The sequence below is a fragment of the Neomicrococcus lactis genome (genome assembly GCF_014200305.1).
Taxonomy (GTDB): Bacteria; Actinomycetota; Actinomycetes; order Actinomycetales; family Micrococcaceae; genus Neomicrococcus; species Neomicrococcus lactis.
The window spans coordinates 361,222-378,258 of record NZ_JACHBL010000001.1 but is presented as its reverse complement, the minus strand read 5'-3'; the positions used below and the strand labels follow the sequence as shown (position 1 = coordinate 378,258).

General features: G+C 58.7%; 15 protein-coding genes. All 15 read right to left on the bottom strand.

Annotation, left to right across the window (positions count from 1 at the left end):
• Positions 1 to 59: 59 nt before the first annotated feature.
• The 15 genes from nrdR to ftsW all read right to left on the bottom strand — a co-directional run bounded on the left by nrdR (position 60) and on the right by ftsW (position 17,004).
• Positions 60 to 503, bottom strand: coding sequence for a transcriptional regulator NrdR (gene nrdR, locus BKA12_RS01835; protein WP_183640243.1), 444 nt, complete (start codon positions 501 to 503; stop codon positions 60 to 62).
• Positions 503 to 1,861 (bottom strand): histidinol dehydrogenase, encoded by a 1,359-nt coding sequence (gene hisD, locus BKA12_RS01830; protein ID WP_183640241.1) that lies wholly within the window; start codon positions 1,859 to 1,861, stop codon positions 503 to 505. The genes nrdR and hisD overlap by 1 nt, the downstream gene beginning before the upstream one ends.
• 100 nt (positions 1,862 to 1,961) lie before the next feature.
• Complete coding sequence (gene dnaE / locus BKA12_RS01825; RefSeq protein ID WP_221228134.1) at positions 1,962 to 5,492, bottom strand: DNA polymerase III subunit alpha; 3,531 nt, start codon at positions 5,490 to 5,492, stop codon at positions 1,962 to 1,964.
• Positions 5,493 to 5,602: 110 nt separating this feature from the next.
• The gene (locus tag BKA12_RS01820; RefSeq protein WP_183644403.1) at positions 5,603 to 6,529 is read right to left on the bottom strand and encodes an RluA family pseudouridine synthase; all 927 of its coding nucleotides are present in this window, start codon (positions 6,527 to 6,529) and stop codon (positions 5,603 to 5,605) included.
• A gap of 12 nt (positions 6,530 to 6,541) precedes the next feature.
• A complete protein-coding gene (lspA, locus tag BKA12_RS01815) occupies positions 6,542 to 7,135 on the bottom strand; it encodes a signal peptidase II (RefSeq protein ID WP_183640238.1) in 594 nt (197 codons plus the stop codon).
• A gap of 97 nt (positions 7,136 to 7,232) precedes the next feature.
• On the bottom strand, positions 7,233 to 8,024 hold the full coding sequence (locus BKA12_RS01810; RefSeq protein WP_183640236.1) for a DivIVA domain-containing protein: 792 nt from the start codon (positions 8,022 to 8,024) through the stop codon (positions 7,233 to 7,235).
• Positions 8,025 to 8,243: 219 nt separating this feature from the next.
• The gene (locus BKA12_RS01805) at positions 8,244 to 8,543 is read right to left on the bottom strand and encodes a YggT family protein (protein WP_183640234.1); all 300 of its coding nucleotides are present in this window, start codon (positions 8,541 to 8,543) and stop codon (positions 8,244 to 8,246) included.
• Positions 8,544 to 8,561: 18 nt separating this feature from the next.
• Positions 8,562 to 9,137, bottom strand: a complete 576-nt coding sequence (locus BKA12_RS01800) for a cell division protein SepF (RefSeq protein WP_183640233.1) — start codon at positions 9,135 to 9,137, stop codon at positions 8,562 to 8,564.
• An 80-nt stretch (positions 9,138 to 9,217) separates the two neighbouring features.
• On the bottom strand, positions 9,218 to 9,994 hold the full coding sequence (locus BKA12_RS01795) for a YggS family pyridoxal phosphate-dependent enzyme (protein ID WP_183640231.1): 777 nt from the start codon (positions 9,992 to 9,994) through the stop codon (positions 9,218 to 9,220).
• Positions 9,991 to 10,710 carry a purine nucleoside phosphorylase YfiH/LACC1 family protein gene (locus BKA12_RS01790; protein ID WP_183640230.1) on the bottom strand — a complete coding sequence of 240 codons (720 nt, stop codon included), beginning with the start codon at positions 10,708 to 10,710 and terminating at the stop codon, positions 9,991 to 9,993. Before BKA12_RS01790 ends, BKA12_RS01795 begins: the two co-directional genes overlap by 4 nt.
• Before the next feature lie 40 nt (positions 10,711 to 10,750).
• Entirely contained in the window at positions 10,751 to 12,148 is a 1,398-nt protein-coding gene (ftsZ, locus tag BKA12_RS01785; protein WP_183640229.1) for a cell division protein FtsZ, read from the bottom strand.
• Positions 12,149 to 12,378: 230 nt separating this feature from the next.
• The gene (locus BKA12_RS01780; protein ID WP_183640228.1) at positions 12,379 to 13,155 is read right to left on the bottom strand and encodes a cell division protein FtsQ/DivIB; all 777 of its coding nucleotides are present in this window, start codon (positions 13,153 to 13,155) and stop codon (positions 12,379 to 12,381) included.
• Positions 13,148 to 14,536: a UDP-N-acetylmuramate--L-alanine ligase gene (murC, locus tag BKA12_RS01775; protein WP_183640227.1), complete on the bottom strand. Its 1,389-nt coding sequence runs from the start codon at positions 14,534 to 14,536 to the stop codon at positions 13,148 to 13,150. The genes BKA12_RS01780 and murC overlap by 8 nt, the downstream gene beginning before the upstream one ends.
• Positions 14,536 to 15,690 (bottom strand): undecaprenyldiphospho-muramoylpentapeptide beta-N-acetylglucosaminyltransferase, encoded by a 1,155-nt coding sequence (murG, locus tag BKA12_RS01770; RefSeq protein WP_183640225.1) that lies wholly within the window; start codon positions 15,688 to 15,690, stop codon positions 14,536 to 14,538. Before murG ends, murC begins: the two co-directional genes overlap by 1 nt.
• 21 nt (positions 15,691 to 15,711) lie before the next feature.
• Positions 15,712 to 17,004 (bottom strand): putative lipid II flippase FtsW, encoded by a 1,293-nt coding sequence (gene ftsW, locus BKA12_RS01765; RefSeq protein WP_183640223.1) that lies wholly within the window; start codon positions 17,002 to 17,004, stop codon positions 15,712 to 15,714.
• Positions 17,005 to 17,037: the final 33 nt, after the last annotated feature.

Here is a 17,037-nt window from a genome sequence, read left to right as displayed (position 1 = left end):
TAAACGCAGAAGGAGCGCCTCCACGAACAGAATCGTGGAGGCGCTCCTTCGTGTCTGGGCTATTTGGTGCGAAGCTCGGCGATGGCTTTCTCGAAGTCTTCGAGGGAGTCAAAGCCTTGGTACACGCTCGCAAAGCGAAGGTACGCGATCTGGTCCAGCTTCTGGAGTGGCTCCAGAATGGCTAGGCCCACTTCGTGTGCCTTGATCTCAGCGGCGCCAGAAGCACGTACAGCTTCTTCGACGTCCTGCGCGAGGACCGCAAGGTCATCGTCCGTAACGGGGCGTCCCTGACACGCCTTACGCACGCCGCTAATGACCTTTGAACGGCTAAACGGCTCCACCACGCCTGAACGCTTCACGACGTTCAGAGCAGTGGTTTCAAGCGTGGTGAAGCGCTTCGAGCAGTTAGCGCACTGGCGACGACGCCTAATGGCCGCGCCGTCGTCAGTGACGCGCGAATCGACTACTCGAGAATCTGGATGTCTACAGAATGGGCACTGCATTAGCGTTGTCCTCGCTGTTGAGTACGCACCAGCACGGCGTCGCCGTGCGCGGGAAGATCTTCTGCACGAGACAGCTCCACCACGTGGCGGGCCACGTCATTCAGGGCCGACTCGCTGTAAGAGATGAACTGGATAGCCTTCAAGAACACCGTGGGGTTCAGGGCCGAAGAATGAGCGGCGGTTCCCATCGTCGGCAAGACGTGGTTGGAACCGGCTGAGTAGTCGCCCAAGGACACGGGGCTGTGGGAGCCCACGAAGATCGCTCCGGCAGCCGTGATGCGGCTGGCCACCTCTTCAGCGTTCTCGGTCTGAATTTCGAGGTGCTCGGCAGCGTAAGCGTCGCACACCTTTACGCCTTCATCGAGCGAATCCACCAGCACAATGGCCGACTGCGTGCCGGAGAGCGCCGTTTGCACGCGTTCGCGGTGCTTCGTGGACGCGACTTGCTCTTCGAGCGACGCGCGAACTTTTTCAGCCAGGTCGACGCTTGGGGTGATCAAAACGGACGCCGCGTTGGGATCGTGCTCGGCCTGAGAAATCATGTCCGCCGCAACAAAGTCCGGGTTGGCGGAAGCGTCAGCGAGGATGGCGATCTCGGTAGGACCGGCCTCGGCGTCGATGCCCACGCGGCCCTTCACGAGGCGCTTGGCGGTCGCAACAAAGATGTTTCCTGGGCCGGTGATGACGTCCACGGGATCAATTTCGGCATCTCCCGAAGCTACATCCGCGGGCACGCCATACGCGAGCGAAGCGATGGCTTGAGCGCCGCCGAGTGCGTACACCTCAGTGACACCCAGCAAGTGCGCGGCAGCCAAAATGGTGGGGTGCGGCAAGCTGTTGAATTCTTTTTGCGGCGGGGACACGAGAGCAATGGAGCCAACGCCAGCAGCCTGCGCGGGAACCACGTTCATGACAACGCTTGACGGGTAAACCGCGAGGCCACCGGGAACATAGAGACCCACGCGGCGAACCGGGACCCACTTCTGGCGGACTACTCCCCCGTTGCCGAAGTCAACATCAACATCGCGTGGAACGGATGCTTCCGCGAACTTGCGAGCCCGACTAATCGATTCTTCAAGTGCTTCGCGAACCTTCGGATCCAAGCTCTCGAGCGCCTGCGCAAGCTGCGCCTCGGTGACCCGGAAGTGTTCTGGAGCTCCGCCGTCGTACTTCTCAGCCAATGAGCGCAACGCACCGAAACCCTCGGCACGCACCGAAGCGACAATGTCCTCAACCGCCGCCGTAGCGTACTCGACGCTGCTCGACGAGCGCGGAAGGGCAGCCAGCAGTTCGGCGCGGCTCAGCGACGAGCCGCGAAGGTCAAGAGTGGCGAGGGAAGGGTAGAGCTCAGAATTCACCTCTCTAGTCTACGGATCCGCGCGAGTGCGCGCGTCGATCGAGCGCTCGCATGACGAAACTCTGAGGAATCTATCGAGAAATTACCCGATCGCCGTCCGATTATCCGATGGTTGAGGAGCTCGGTTTGGACTCGAGCGCGTCTGGGCCCAGCAGCACCTTGAGATCGCCGAACATCGACGAGCTAGGGTTCACGCGATACTTCGATCCCAAGCGCATCAATTCCACCGCACGGTCGCCCGTGAGCTTGAGCCGCACCTCAGTCTTGCCGGGGTACATGCGCAAGACCTCGCCGAGCTGGGTCAACAACTGCTCGTTGGCCCGGTAGTGCGGGAGGCTGATGACGATAGGACCGCCCAAGCCATCCTCGTGGATCTCCGGAATGGTCATCTCTTGAGCGCTCAGCGTGATGCTTCCATCGTCGCGGCGCTGCACGCGGCCCTTGATGGAGACGATCAAATCTTCCACGAGCAACGGAGCGATCGGCCCATAGACCTTGCCGAAGAACATGACCTCCATCGAGCCGCTCAAGTCCTCGAGCTCGCAACGCGCATACGGATTGCCGCTGTTCTTCGCAATGCGACGCTGAAGGGACGTAATCATGCCCGAGATCGTGACGAACGTATTGTCAGCCGGACCGTCGTCAGCGAGGACCTGTGAAATCTGGTGATCAGAGTTGTCATTGAGCACATCTCCGAGGCCCTGCAACGGGTGGTCGGAAACGTATAGACCCAACATTTCGCGCTCGAAGGAGAGCTTGTCTTTCTTCTCCCATTCGGGAAGATCCGGGATGGAAACAGCGAGGCTAGATCCGGCGCTTGGATCATCAAAGGCACTGAAGAGGTCAAACTGGTTGGCCGCCTCATTGCGCTTGAGAGCAATCACCGAGTCGATGGCTTCTTCGTGAATCACCAAGAGCGAACGACGGTGGTGACCCATCGAGTCAAACGCACCGGACTTGATGAGCGATTCAATGGTGCGCTTGTTGCAGACCACCGCAGGGACCTTGCTGAGGAAGTCCGAGAAGTCCTGGAAGCTGCCCTTTTCCTCGCGGGACGCCACAAGGGCGTCCACCACGTTGGAGCCAACGTTACGAATAGCGCCCATGCCGAAGCGGATGTCCTCGCCCACCGGGGTGAAGGTGAGCGCTGATTCATTGACGTCCGGTGGGAGCACCGTGATGCCCATGCGGCGGCATTCGTTGAGGTAGAGCGCGAGCTTGTCCTTGTCATCGCCCACGGACGTGAGCAGTGCGGCCATGTACTCGGCCGGGTAGTGAGCCTTGAGGTAAGCCGTCCAATAGGACACCACGCCGTAGGCTGCCGAGTGCGCTTTGTTGAATGCGTAGTCAGAGAACGGAAGCAGGATGGCCCAGAGCATGTTGACGGCTTCCATCGAGTAGCCGCGATCCACCATGCCTTGGGAGAAGCCAGCGAACTGCTTATCCAGCTCGGACTTCTTCTTCTTACCCATGGCTCGACGCAGAATATCTGCTTGACCAAGCGTGTAGCCGGCCAACTTCTGAGCGATAGCCATAACTTGCTCCTGATACACGATCAGGCCGAAGGTACCGCCCAGAATGTCCTTGAGCGGCTCTTCGAGCTCTGGGTGAATCGGAGTGACTTCCTGGAGCTTGTTCTTACGCAGCGCGTAGTTGTTGTGCGCGTTAGCGCCCATTGGACCCGGGCGGTAGAGCGCGAGCACTGCCGAGATGTCTTCGAAGTTGTCCGGGCGCATGAGCTTGAGCAGCGCACGCATGGGACCACCATCGAGCTGGAAGACGCCCAGCGTGTCACCTCGAGCCATGAGCTCGTAGGACTCTTTGTCATCCAACTCGAGGCGTTCGAGATCAAGATCGATGTCCCGGTTTTGCTTGATGTTCGCGATGGCGTCCGAGATGATCGTCAGGTTTCGCAGGCCCAAGAAGTCCATCTTGATCAGGCCCAGGCCTTCACACGTGGGGTAATCAAACTGGGTAATGACCTGGCCGTCTTGGAGGCGTCGCATGATGGGAATGACGTTGATGATCGGCTCAGAGGACATGATCACGCCGGCCGCGTGAACGCCCCACTGACGCTTTAGACCTTCGAGGCCCTTGGCCGTTTCAAACACGGTCTTCGCTTCAGGGTCCGTAGCGATGAGCTCGCGGAAATCGCCAGCCTCGCCGTAACGCTTTGCTTCCGGATTCTCGATGTCGGCCAGCGGGATGTCCTTGGCCATGACGGCAGGCGGCAGCGCCTTCGTCAGGTTGTCACCCATGCTGAACGGGTGGCCCAGCACGCGGGCGGAGTCCTTAAGCGCCTGCTTGGTCTTGATGGTGCCGTACGTGACGATCATGGCGACGCGTTCGTCACCGTACTTCTTGGTCACGTACTCGATAACTTCGGGGCGGCGACGATCGTCAAAGTCGACGTCGAAGTCGGGCATGGACACACGGTCTGGGTTCAAGAAACGTTCGAAGATGAGGCCGTGCTTGAGCGGATCCAGGTCCGTAATACGCAGCGCATAAGCCACCATGGAACCTGCACCGGAACCACGTCCGGGACCAACACGGATGCCGTTGTCTTTGGACCAGTTGATGAAGTCGGCCACCACCAAGAAATATCCCGGGAAGCCCATCTTGATGATGACGTCGAGTTCGTAGTCAGCTTGCGCGCGAACCTCGTCCGGGACGCCATCCGGGTAGCGGTAGGCAAGACCCTTCGTGACTTCCTTAATGAGCCACGATTCCTCGTTCTCGCCTTCCGGGCAGGGGAAGCGAGGCATGTAGTTAGCGTCCGTATCAAAGGACACTTCACAGCGCTCGGCGATGAGCAGCGTGTTGTCACACGCCTCAGGAAGTTCCTTGAAGACATGGCGCATCTCTTGAGAGGACTTCAAGTAATAGCCGGAACCGGAGAACGCGAATCGCGATCCACCCTCATCGTAGGTAGGCTCGTCCAGCTTTGAACCAGACTGGATTGCCAAGAGCGCTTCGTGTGCCTTGGCGTCATGCTCGTGGGTGTAGTGCAAGTCATTGGTGGCAACAAGCGGCAGGTTGAGTTCTTTTGCCAAGCGCAAGAGATCCTCGCGAGTGCGGCGTTCAATGTCGAGCCCATGATCCATAAGCTCGCAGTAATAGTTCTCCGCACCGAAGATGTCCCGGAACTCAGATGCAGCTGCACGAGCCTCTTCGTACTGACCAAGACGGAGTCGAGTCTGGATCTCACCGGACGGACATCCGGTAGTGGCAATCAGGCCTTCCGAATACTTGTTCAGCAGCTCGCGGTCCCAGCGCGGCCACTTGGCGAACACCGAGTCCAAAGAAGCAATCGAGGACGCCTCAAAGAGATTGTGCATGCCAGTGTTGTTTCGGGCCAGCAAGGTCATGTGCGTGTAGGAACCGCCACCGGAAAGGTCATCCGCACGCTGAGACTGATCGCCCCACCGGACACGGGTCTTGTCATTGCGGGCAGTTCCTGGCGCCACGTAGGCTTCCACGCCGATGATGGGCTTCACGCCAGCATCCGTCGCTTGCCGCCAGAAGTCGAAGGCACCGAAGAGATAACCGTGGTCCGTGATGGCCATGGCCGGCATCTCTAGCCGCTGCGCCTCCGCAAAAAGCTCCTTGAGTCGGGCAGCACCGTCCAGCATGGAGTACTCGGTGTGAGTATGAAGATGGACGAAGTTTTTCTCATTGCTGCTAGCCACCCATCCAGTCTAATGAGGCTGGCTGACAGATAGCTTGAGCCAAGAAAAAGAGGCTAGTGAGCGCCGTCTCGCAAGAGCTCCAGGGCGTGTCGCAGATCAGCCGGATACTCGCTGACGAACTCCACGAACTCCCCCGTCACCGGGTGCGGGAAGCCGAGCTTGTGCGCGTGCAGCCACTGCCGCACCAGGCCAAGCTCGGCCGCCAAACGAGGGTCCGCCCCATAAGTCTGATCTCCGGCACACGGGTGCTTGAGCGCGGAAAAGTGCACGCGGATTTGGTGAGTACGCCCCGTCTCCAAATGCACTTCCACGAGGGAGGCGGCCCCAAAAGCCTCGAGGACCTCATAGTGCGTCACCGCATTCCGGCCGTCTTCCAAGACGGCGAACTTCCACGAATGATTGGGATGGCGGCCGATCGGGGCATCGATGGTTCCCTTGAGCGGCTCGGGCAATCCCTGTACGACGGCGTGGTAAATCTTGGTCGGCGTTCGTTCCTTGAACGCGCGCTTCAACGCGGTGTATCCACGTTCGGTTTGAGCAACCACCATGACGCCAGACGTGCCGACATCCAGACGGTGCACAATCCCCTGACGCTCCGGGCTACCCGAAGTGGAGATGCGGTATCCAGCACCAGCCAGCGCACCCACCACGGTAGGCCCAACCCAGCCTGGGCTGGGATGAGCGGCGACGCCAACTGGCTTATCGATGACAACGAAGTCCGGGTCTTCGCCCAAGATCTTGAGTTCCTGCACGGTCTCCACTTTCACTGCCATTGGGTCAATTCGTTCGGGTGCATTCACCTGAATCACGTCACCGCGGCGAACCTTGCGGGACTTCGCGATCGGGTGCCCCGAGACGGTCACCCATCCTTCAGTGCACCACTGCGCGGCCTCGCCGCGAGAAACACCGAGCTGCGACGAAAGGAAGGCGTCGGCGCGCAACCCTACGGCGTCGTCATCGGCGACGAAATCTTCACGAATCGCGGGCTTCACTTAGTCGCGCCCTGCCTCGCCGGAACCCTCGACGGAAGCCGAGGCGGCGTCGTCGTGCTCAGATTCTTTTGACCCATCAATCTTGCGCCCCACGAACATCAGCAAGCACACGCCGATCATGGAACACACAATGAAAGAGTCAGCAATATTGAAAATGGCGAAGTTCGGGACGGAAATGAAGTCCACTACGTGACCGTTGAGGAACGACGGCGGGCGGAAGAGACGGTCCGTGAGGTTGCCAGCAACGCCACCCAGCAGACCGCCAAGAGCAACAGCCCACCACAACGAGCCCAGTTTGCGGAGCAAGAAGAGCACCAGCACAAACACGAACGCCATCAACAAGGAAAAGACCCACGTGAACTCGGTTCCAATAGAGAACGCGGCCCCAGGGTTACGAATGAAGTACCAGTTCAGAATCGGCGGGATCACAGGGATCACTTCGCCCTCATACATGTTGGTCTCCACCCACCACTTGGTGAGCTGATCCGCCGCATACGCGATCACAGCAAGGCTTAGCGCCAGCGTCACCAAGCGTCCCCGCGAGTACTTGCGCTCCGGCTTCACTGCCTCAGCGGCAGATGCGGCGTCATTCATCACAAACCTTTTTCTCAAAGACATACAAATGACAATGTCGGCGACCCATGCAGGGCCACCGACATTGTCTCTAAATCACGTATTGCGCCTGGATGGCTTAGCGCTGCGCGCTTTCCGTCGAAGCAGTCTCTACAGAGCCCTTGGACTCAAGATCGCGCAACTGACCCTCGATGAAGGTCTTGAGGCGTCCACGGTAGTCGCGCTCGAAGCCACGCAACTGATCGATCTTGTTCTCAAGAACAGACTTCTTCTGCTCAAGATCCGTGAGGGTCACGCGAGTCTTCTCTTCGGCGTCGCCAACCAACTTCTTAGAGCGGGAATCAGCGTCAGAGACGAGCTTCTTGGACTGAGCGTCAGCATCAGAAACGAGCTTCTGCGACTTCGCGGTAGCGTCAGAGACCAATGCCTCAGCCTTGGACTTTGCCTCGGCGAGGAGCTTGTCACGCTGTTCGATACCAGCGCTGACGTACTCGTCGTGGAGACGCTGTGCCATTGCCAAAACGCCAGTGGCGGATTCGGCGGTCACGCGGTGCTGTTCGCCACCTGCGGCAGCGGTGCTTGCGGTGGCTGCGGACTGAGTCGATGCCAAGTTGGCAGCGGCCACGGTGTTGTTTGCGCCCTGCGCTTCAGCTGCAGCACCATCCTTGACGGCTGGGACTGGAGCAGGAACCTTGACGTCTTCCGTGGAAGCCGTGGTGGATGCAGCTGCACCCTTGCCAGCCTGCAGGTCTGCAACGCGCTTGCGAAGTTCGTCGTTTTCCTTGTTCAGGCGGCGGAGCTCGGTCACGATTTCGTCAAGGAAATCGTCAACCTCGATCTGGTCATAACCTTCGCGGAACTTGGTGGGCTGGAACCGCTTGTTGACAACGTCTTCAGGCGTGAGCGCCATAATTCACCTCTGATACTCGTGTGTGCGCCCGCACTTCGTGTGAACGCGCGGACTTTACCGGGACTAGAACTCAGCAAAAGTAGTAAATCTAGAGTACATCCGACCCTTGAAAACTTGCCGATTGCAGGTTTTAGCCCGCGAACTACTCGTTGTTCATAGTATCGCTATGCAGGCCAGACTAATAACTTTCGAACAAAACTATTCCCCGAGCAGAGGGTTTTAGGAGGCGGCCATTCCCAATTGCAACACAATGAACTTCAAAATAATGACTGCGAAGAACAACAAGATGAAGGCCAAGTCGAAACGCATGCCGCCCAAATCCAGCGAAGGAACCTTAGAACGGATCCACTTCATCGGCGGATCCGTCACGGTGTAAACGGCCATGGCCGTCATGAGGGCGATCCCCTTCGGCTTCCATGAGCGCGCGAAGGACTGCGTGATATCCAGCACAATGCGAATGATGAGCAGCGCCTGGATGACGGTCAGCGCTGCGTACAGCAACCCAAATAGAAGACCCACGGGGTGAGGAAACCTCGACTAGCTTTGGTTGAAAAAGGTCGTCTGACCTTCGGCTGCCTTCTTGTCTTCCCCAATGACCTCAACGGTCGCTGGAGAAAGCAAGAACACCTTGTTGGTGATGCGGTCAATGGTACCGCGCATCGCGAAGACCAGGCCTGCGGAGAAATCTACGAGACGCTTAGCGTCAGACTCGCCCATATCCGTGACGTTCATGATCACAGGGATGCCATCGCGGAATGCTTCGCCGATGAGCTTTGCGTCGTTGTAAGAACGTGGGTGCACGGTGGTGATTTGACGCACGGAGAATTCCTCTTCACGAGTTGAGCTAGCGCGCTTGATAGGGGTGACAGGTGCGCGGTACTCCTCAACACGTCCTACGGTTGCAGGGCGCGGAGCTGGTTCCTCGCGGAGCTGACGGACGACTTCGTCTTCGCGGCGCACTGGGCGCACGTCGGCACGAGCTTCTTCACGAACAATCTCGCGCTCTTCGGGTGCCGAGTGGCGCGTTTCGTGCTCGATCTTGTCGCTGTATTCCTGCTCGTCGCTATCAGCGAGGCCCAAGTAAATCATGGTCTTCCGCAAGGCGCCGGACATGGCTTCTCCTTCGTGCTGTTTCGTCAACCGTGCGCGCATGGTAAGCCGTGTGCGCACAAATTCTCTTCGCTGGTTCGACGCTACCGCACAGCAGGGCGCGACCCGAGGACATCCGAGCCAATTCGCAGGTGTGTCGCACCTGACGCTACGGCGGCCTCAAGATCGTGACTCATGCCCGCAGACATGATGGTTGCGTCCGGGTAGGTTTCGGACAGCGTGGTCAGTTCCTCGCGCAGACGGTCGAAGACTTTGCCGGGCTCCGCACCCAGCGGAGCTACCGTCATGAGGCCCCGCAATCGCAAGTGTTGGGCTTCAGAAATCTGGCGTGCTAGGTCTGAAATTTCTTGAGGTACGACGCCGCCGCGTTGCGCGCCGCTGCGGCTTTCCGCAGTCTTTTGCTCGCTCGAAAATTCCTCGCCGAAGTCCACTTGGATCAGGACGTCGAGGTCCGCTCTGGCTGGCTTTCCAGCTTCCTCGGCGGCTTCGATCTCTCGGGCCATTGCCTTATCAAGAGCTTTCACGAGTGACGCGCGGTCCACCGAGTGAACCATGGTGGCGTACTTGACCACGTTCTTCGCTTTATTCGATTGCAACTGGCCAATGAAGTGCCAGTGCAGATCAGCTTCCGCGAGCTCTTCAGCTTTCGCAGCCGCTTCCTGGTCCTTGTTTTCGCCGAACTCGGTCATGCCAAGTTCGTGAAGAATGCGGACATCGCTCGCGGGGAAGAATTTCGAGACAACTACCAACGTGGGCTCTTCGGCGAGTCCAGCTTTGGCGGTTGCATCGGTAATGCGCTGTTGAACTTTGTGGAGCCGCTCGCGTAGTTCGTCGGCGCGATTCTCCAAAGCGTTTGTCACTGTTGCCCTTCGGGTGCTATCCACACAACGCCGGCTAGTCGGCCTGTCTTTGCGTTGCGACGGTAAGAAAAATACGTGTCATTCTCGAGGGTGCAGATCCCGGTCTCGTGAACCGTTCCACCAGCTTCGCGAACGATGCTCGCTGCAGTCTTGGGGAGGTCAAGAGCAGGCGTTCCCCATGAGGTGGTGCTGGAAATTCCGGGACGCGAGGCTTCGGATTCCTGCTGCATGTCTTCGGGCACTTCGTAGCACTTGCCACAGATCGCAGGACCAATCCACGCTTCAATCTCCTGGGCACCCGCGTCTTTCATGGCAGCCATGGTGTTTTCAATGACGCCATCGAGCAGACCCTTGCGCCCGGCATGAGCTACCGCGCTCACTGGATCTTGGTCATCACCGCGCCGCCCTACAAAGACGAGCGGAACGCAGTCGGCCACCATGACAGCGAGGGGCTGGCGCGCGTCACGGCTCAGCAATCCGTCAGCCGTGGGGGCTTCACCCACATTAGGGGCGACGGCGTCCACCACGATGGCCGAGTGTACTTGGTTCATGTAGGCGACAGGAGTCGCTTCAATACCGAGTTGACGTTCAAGTGCTTGGCGATTCTCCGCCACCTTAAACGGATCATCCCCCACGTGGCCTGCCAAGTTGCCTTCCACTGTGGAGGTGAAGGCAACTTTGGCTTGTGGGACCAACGTGGAGGAATAGATCTTCATTCGTTATGCAACTTTTCTTCGAACGCTAACCGCTCGGGTTTTACTTCAGGAAGTCAGGAACGTCGAGGTCGTCGCCGCTTCTGGAGTTCAAGTCCGGCTCAACAACTGCAGGCAATTCTTCGAACTGCTGCTGGTTGTTGTTCTGCTGCGAACCGTGGTTCTGAGAACCCTGCTGGTTGTTAGCCTGAGCGCCTGCCGTAGCTGGCTGCGAAGGACGGGTTGGAACGGATCCCCAGCCGCCGCTCTCGCCTGGCTTGAGTGGCATGGTGCCCGGAACCGAAGGTGCCTGCTGTGGAGAGGGTGCCTGACGGTTCTGCTGTGGAGCGCTCTGCTGAGGCGCGTTGTTCTGCGAAGCGTTGTAGTGCTGCGGAGCGTTCTGCTGGCCAACGTTCTGCTGTGGTGCATTCTGCTGAACAGGTGCCTGCTGGTTGTTCTGCGGAGCAGATTGTGCCATCTGGCGCTGCTGAGCGTTCGGGTTGGAGCTCGTGGCGTCCACCTGATCGAAGCCTGCAGCAATAACCGTGACTCGAGCTTCGTCGCCCAAAGCATCGTCGATGACAGCACCGAAGATGATGTTTGCTTCTGGGTGAGCAACTTCCTGCACCAAACGTGCAGCTTCGTTGATCTCGAAGAGGCCGAGGTCGGAGCCGCCCTGGATGGACAAGAGCACGCCATACGCGCCGTCGATGGAAGCTTCGAGCAAAGGAGACGCGATAGCGAGCTCGGCTGCCTTGACCGCGCGGTCTTCACCGCGAGCGGAGCCGATACCCATCAATGCGGAACCTGCACCCTGCATCACGGACTTGACGTCTGCGAAGTCGAGGTTGATCAAGCCTGGGGTGGTGATGAGGTCGGTGATGCCCTGAACACCGGACAACAGCACCTGGTCAGCGGAGCGGAACGCGTCCAAGACGGAAACGTTGCGATCGCTGATGGAGAGCAAACGGTCATTCGGGATCACGATCAAGGTGTCGACTTCGTCGCGTAAGGCGTCGATGCCGGACTCTGCCGAGTTCGCACGACGGCGACCTTCGAACGTGAATGGACGGGTAACAACACCAATCGTCAATGCACCGAGGGAACGGGCGATGCGAGCAACGACGGGCGCGCCACCGGTACCGGTGCCGCCACCTTCGCCGGCGGTCACGAAGACCATGTCGGCGCCACGCAGGACTTCTTCGATCTCTTCTGCGTGATCTTCAGCTGCCTGTCGTCCCACATCTGGGTTTGCGCCCGCGCCCAAGCCGCGCGTGAGTTCGCGTCCCACGTCAAGCTTGACGTCAGCGTCACTCATCAAGAGGGCCTGAGCGTCGGTGTTGATTGCGATGAATTCGACGCCACGCAAACCGACCTCAATCATTCGGTTCACAGCGTTAACGCCACCGCCGCCAATGCCGACGACCTTAATAACGGCCAAGTAATTTTGAGGAGCTGCCACAGCGTTTGTCCCTTTTTCTTGTGGTGTTGGTCTTGCTTGTCTTCAGTCTGCCAAGACACGAATGGCGACACGCGCAACATCCGCAACCTTAACCCTTAACTTCAGGGTTAGAGTTATGTCAAGTTCTACTGCTAAAACGCTATGGGGTGCACCATGGCGTTTCAATGACATCCGTTGCGTGTCGCAAAATCGCCTACTTTTGCCTGCCTACGATCAGGTAGACAAAGACGCTATTTCGTCACCGGATGGTCTGGGCTGGACACATCAATTGTCTGTCCAGATTCCTTCGGATCTACGGTTAGCAGTGCCTCAAGCACCGCCGCTTTCTTGGCACCATCGGCCGCAGATCCCCACACGATGGTTCTTCCATCGCTGAGCTTCAACTGTACCGAATCAATCGTGGATGCCGTCGCCGACGTGAGCTGGCTTCGAACATCGGCCCTCAATTCACCCAGTACGGTGGTCACTGCGGAGAAGACCGCTTGATCTTGATTCCCCGCAGGAAGCTCGATCAGCGGAAGAGACTGTGCATGTTCTTTAGTCGCTGGGACCAGCACATGCCCATCAGCAGCAACGAGGTTTTCGCCGTTCTCATCACGCCGAATAGCAACAGGAACGTACTCGATCACTTGCACATCAAGCGTCGCAGGAGTCTGAGCTTGCACCACGACGTCCTGAACAGTCGGATCCTCCTGGAGCAACTTGAGCACTCGCTCCGAGCTCACTTGAGGAAGCGGCGTCCCCTTGAAGGAATCGAGCTTGGACGTCAACGTCTCCGCGTTCGAGAGTTTGGTGCCATGCACATTGATGTTCTTGACTGCAAGCAATGGAGAGAACCAGAGCACGAGCATCACGACGACGACCGCCGCGATCACCCCGCCGACCCACATCACAGTGCGTCGCTTACGGCGCAGCGTCTCTAGTACGGGCAGGCCAATGACGTTGGTTTCATTCTCGGCGCCTTCACCGAGCTTGAAGTTTGGCGTCTTGTCGCTGATCTTAGACATTCAGCGCTTCCACGATTTTGGCGCCCAGCTCCGTGACGTCGCCGGCTCCAACCGTCATGATGATGTCACCCTCTTGAGCGACACTCGCGACCTGCTTGGCTGCGTCGTCAAAGGCAACAGCTCCGCCAGAGGTTTCCAGGGCGTTGACGATGAGCTCGCTGGTCACACCCGGGATGGGCTCTTCACGCGCCGGGTAAATATCCAAGACATAGGCGGTATCAGCAAGCGACAGAGCCTCAGCGAATTCTTGTGAGAATTCACGAGTGCGTGAGAACAAGTGCGGCTGGAACACCACGTGGACCTTGCCCTCGCCGGCAACTGTGCGTGCAGCCTTGAGCGCTGCCAAGACTTCAGTGGGGTGGTGCGCGTAGTCGTCGAACACGCGCACGCCACGGGCGTCACCCTTGGATTCAAAGCGACGAGCCGAGCCGTGGAACTGCCCCAGTGAGCGGGCAGCGACGTCAGCTTCGAGTCCGGCGTCCACACCTACTGCGAAGGCAGCCGTGGCGTTGAGGAGATTGTGGTTGCCAGGAACGGGCAAGCGCAGCTCTACAGACTCGCCACTCCCCCATTCAAGGGTTGCCGTGACGGTGCTGCCTTCAGTGCGCACGTCCGTGATGCGGCGGTCGGCTGCGTCGTCGAACCCGTAGGTCTGGACGCGAATGTCCTCGCGCTCCTTGCGGATGCGTCGAGCCAAAGCCATAGATCCTGGATCGTCTGCGCAGCACACCAGCAGGCCATCTTCAGGGAGCAAGGACGCAAAGAGGTGGAATGCCTCGTAGACGGCCTCTTTGGTTCCATAGTGGTCCAAATGGTCGGCTTCGATATTGGTGATGACGACGACGTCGGGCCGGTAATTCAAGAACGATGCGTCGGATTCATCCGCTTCAGCGACGAAGACCCTGCCTTCGCCCAGCTCGGCGTTCTTGCCGATACCTGCGACGTTCGCGCCGATGGCAAAGCTCGGCGACAGCCCCGCTTCACGGAACATCACAGCGATCATCGAAGACGTGGTGGTCTTGCCATGGGTACCGGCAACGGTCACGGTGAAGTAGCCGTTCATGACCGCGGAAAGAGCTTCGGAGCGGTGGACAATGCGCAGTCCACGGCGCACTGCTTCGTCGTACTCTGGGTTGCCTGGCTTGATGATCGAGGAGATCACCACGGTGTCAGCATCGCCCAAGTTCTCTGCCGCGTAGCCCACATGCGTCGTCGCACCGAGGGAGTTCAATTCGCGAAGCACGGGAAGATCCTTGGCGTCAGAGCCGGACACTTTCACTCCGCGAGCTACCAGCAAGCGGGCGACAGCTGAAACGCCCACACCGCCGATACCCAGCAAGTGCGTGCGTCCCAAATCGTTGACGTGTAGTTGCTGTTGCATTAGTCCTCTTTCGCGGTGGAGCTAGCGCCGGTCTCGGCCGCGCGGTGGGTGAAAGCTTCTTCTCGAATGATCTGGGCCATGCGTTGGGCAGCATCGCGCCGACCCACTCGCAACGATGCCGCGCTCATCGCTTCAAGACGTTCTTCGTTAAGAGCAAGCGGAACCACGGTGGACAGGAACCACTCCGGAGTGAACCCGGAATCGTCCACCATGTGAGCGCCGCCTGCTTCGACCAATGGTTGCGCGTTGAGTCGCTGCTCGCCGTTGCCGATCGGCAGCGGCACCAAGATGGCGGGAACGCCCACGGCAGCTAGTTCGCAAACTGTGCCGGCTCCAGAGCGAGAAATGAACAAGTCCGCGGCGGCATATGCGTTCTCCATGCCGTCCACGAATTCGGTCTGCACGTAGCCGGGGCGCTGTAGCGGCGCACCGGTGGTATTAAGAATGGCCTTGCCCTTGCCAGTGATGTGCAAAATCTGAAGATTGGACTCTGGAAGCTTCGGAAGGACAGCCTCGATGGTCTGGTTGAGCGAAGCTGCGCCCAAGGATCCGCCAGTCACCACGATCGTGGGACGGTCCGCGTCCAAGCCAAAGAAATCACGAGCTGCCCGCTTGCGCTCGGCACGGTCAATGGTGGCGATCGCAGACTTCATGGGCATGCCCACGATCTCCACGCGCTCCAATCCGGTGCCGGGGAAAGCGGCAGCCACGCGAGCAGCAAAGCGTGCGCCAAGTTTGTTGGCCAAGCCTGCCTTGGCATTCGCCTCATGGAGTACTACGGGGATGCGGCGTCGTCGTGCTGCCAAATAGACCGGCGTGCACACGTAACCGCCTACGCCAACGGCGACGTCAGCGTCTGCCGCATCAAGAATCTCGCCTGCTTGGCGAATGGCAGCGCGGAAGCGAGCTGGGAATTTGAAAAGGTCCGCAGACGGACGACGCGGCATTGGGACACGATTGATGGTCTTGAGCTCGTATCCAGCAAGCGGAACAATTCGGGTTTCCATGCCTGAAGGCGTACCGACCACGGTGATGTTCGTTGCTTGATCGTCAGCTTTGAGAGCGTCGGCAATCGCAAGCATGGGAGAAATGTGTCCGGCGGTGCCTCCCCCAGCAAGGACAATCGACAGCGGCTTGTTGTGCGAGTTCTCCACAGTGTCCTTCGGTTTAGTGCGCTAAGCGAGGTGAGTCTTTGGTGTCGTCTTCTTTGAGGCGATCGAGTTACTCCGGGACTTCTGTTTCCCGGTGACAGATCCATTATGCGAGTCCCTCGCAAATGCCATCACCACTCCGGACGCCAGAAGCACCATGAACAAGGCAGTACCACCATAACTAATGAATGGCAGCGGGACACCGATCACGGGAAGCAATCCCGTCACCATGGCCATGTTCACAAACGCCTGACCAACAACCCACGCCATGATGCCACCGGTGGCAATGCGCACAAACGGATCATTAGCGCGCGCGGCCACGCGGTACATCGCAATAGCCAAGACTCCGAAGAGTGCAATGATCACGAGGGAACCAAAGAGCCCAAGCTCTTCGCCCAAGATGCTGAAGATGAAGTCGTTGTGCGCTTCAGGAATGTACTTCCACTTCTGACGGGACTGGCCCAGTCCAACGCCAAACCAGGAACCTGAAGCGAGAGCCTGCATACCGGCCAAAGGCTGGTCACACGCAGAGTTGGTATCGCAGTCAATGCGCAACCACGCGTTGATGCGGTTCATACGGTTACCGCTCAAGATCGCCAGCACGATCGCACCAGCGGCAGCAAGGCCAGCCGTGACGGCAAAGAGCTTCATGTTGGCGCCGCCCAAGAACAATACGGTGGTCAGGATGAGGCCCATGATGATCGAGGTGCCGAGGTCATGGCCGGCGAGCACCAATCCAATAAGGATCAATCCGCCGGGAAAAACCACGGGCACAATGGCGTGCATGGTGCGATGAGTCAAGGCACCCTTCATCGCAAGAATATGGGCGCCCCACACGGCGAGAGCCAGCTTCGCAGCTTCCGAGGGCTGACCGGTGAAGGTACCGATCTTGATCCAGTTTCGGTTGCCGTAAACCTCAATGCCCAGTGGTGTGAACACCAACAACAGCAGGGCGATACCAAGGATAAGGATGCCCCATGCAAGCTTCCTAAACACCGCGACCGGCAGTCGAGAAAGGATGAGCATTCCAACAATGCCGATGAGAGCGAAAGTGCCCTGTCGCAAGAACAGCGCGTAAGACGAGCCTTCTTGAGTAATCGCTTCAACGGAGGAAGACGAAAGCACCATGACCAGACCAATGACGGTCAGGGCCAGGGAGACACCAAGAATCACAAAGTACAGGGGTCCTGAACCTTGCGCCGCATCACCATCGATGCGATTCCAAAATCGCTTCATGAATCCCGGGTGAGTGGAATTCTTCGGGGTACGGGCAGGGTTCGATTCGAAGCTCGCGCGGTGGGTTGCGTCGATGGCCACGAAGAACTCCTAACTAAGTTGTTTCTGAAGCAG

Bases quoted from the DNA above. Each gene is read 5' to 3' on its own strand.
- nrdR (WP_183640243.1), bottom strand. From the start codon at position 503: ATGCAGTGCCCATTCTGTAGACATCCAGATTCTCGAGTAGTCGATTCG.
- lspA (WP_183640238.1), bottom strand. From the start codon at position 7,135: ATGAATGACGCCGCATCTGCCGCTGAGGCAGTGAAGCCGGAGCGCAAG.
- BKA12_RS01790 (WP_183640230.1), bottom strand. From the start codon at position 10,710: ATGAAGATCTATTCCTCCACGTTGGTCCCACAAGCCAAAGTTGCCTTC.
- murC (WP_183640227.1), bottom strand. From the start codon at position 14,536: ATGCAACAGCAACTACACGTCAACGATTTGGGACGCACGCACTTGCTG.
- dnaE (WP_221228134.1), bottom strand. From the start codon at position 5,492: ATGCTGGACGGTGCTGCCCGACTCAAGGAGCTTTTTGCGGAGGCGCAG.
- BKA12_RS01800 (WP_183640233.1), bottom strand. From the start codon at position 9,137: ATGTCCGGCGCCTTGCGGAAGACCATGATTTACTTGGGCCTCGCTGAT.
- BKA12_RS01810 (WP_183640236.1), bottom strand. From the start codon at position 8,024: ATGGCGCTCACGCCTGAAGACGTTGTCAACAAGCGGTTCCAGCCCACC.
- BKA12_RS01780 (WP_183640228.1), bottom strand. From the start codon at position 13,155: ATGTCTAAGATCAGCGACAAGACGCCAAACTTCAAGCTCGGTGAAGGC.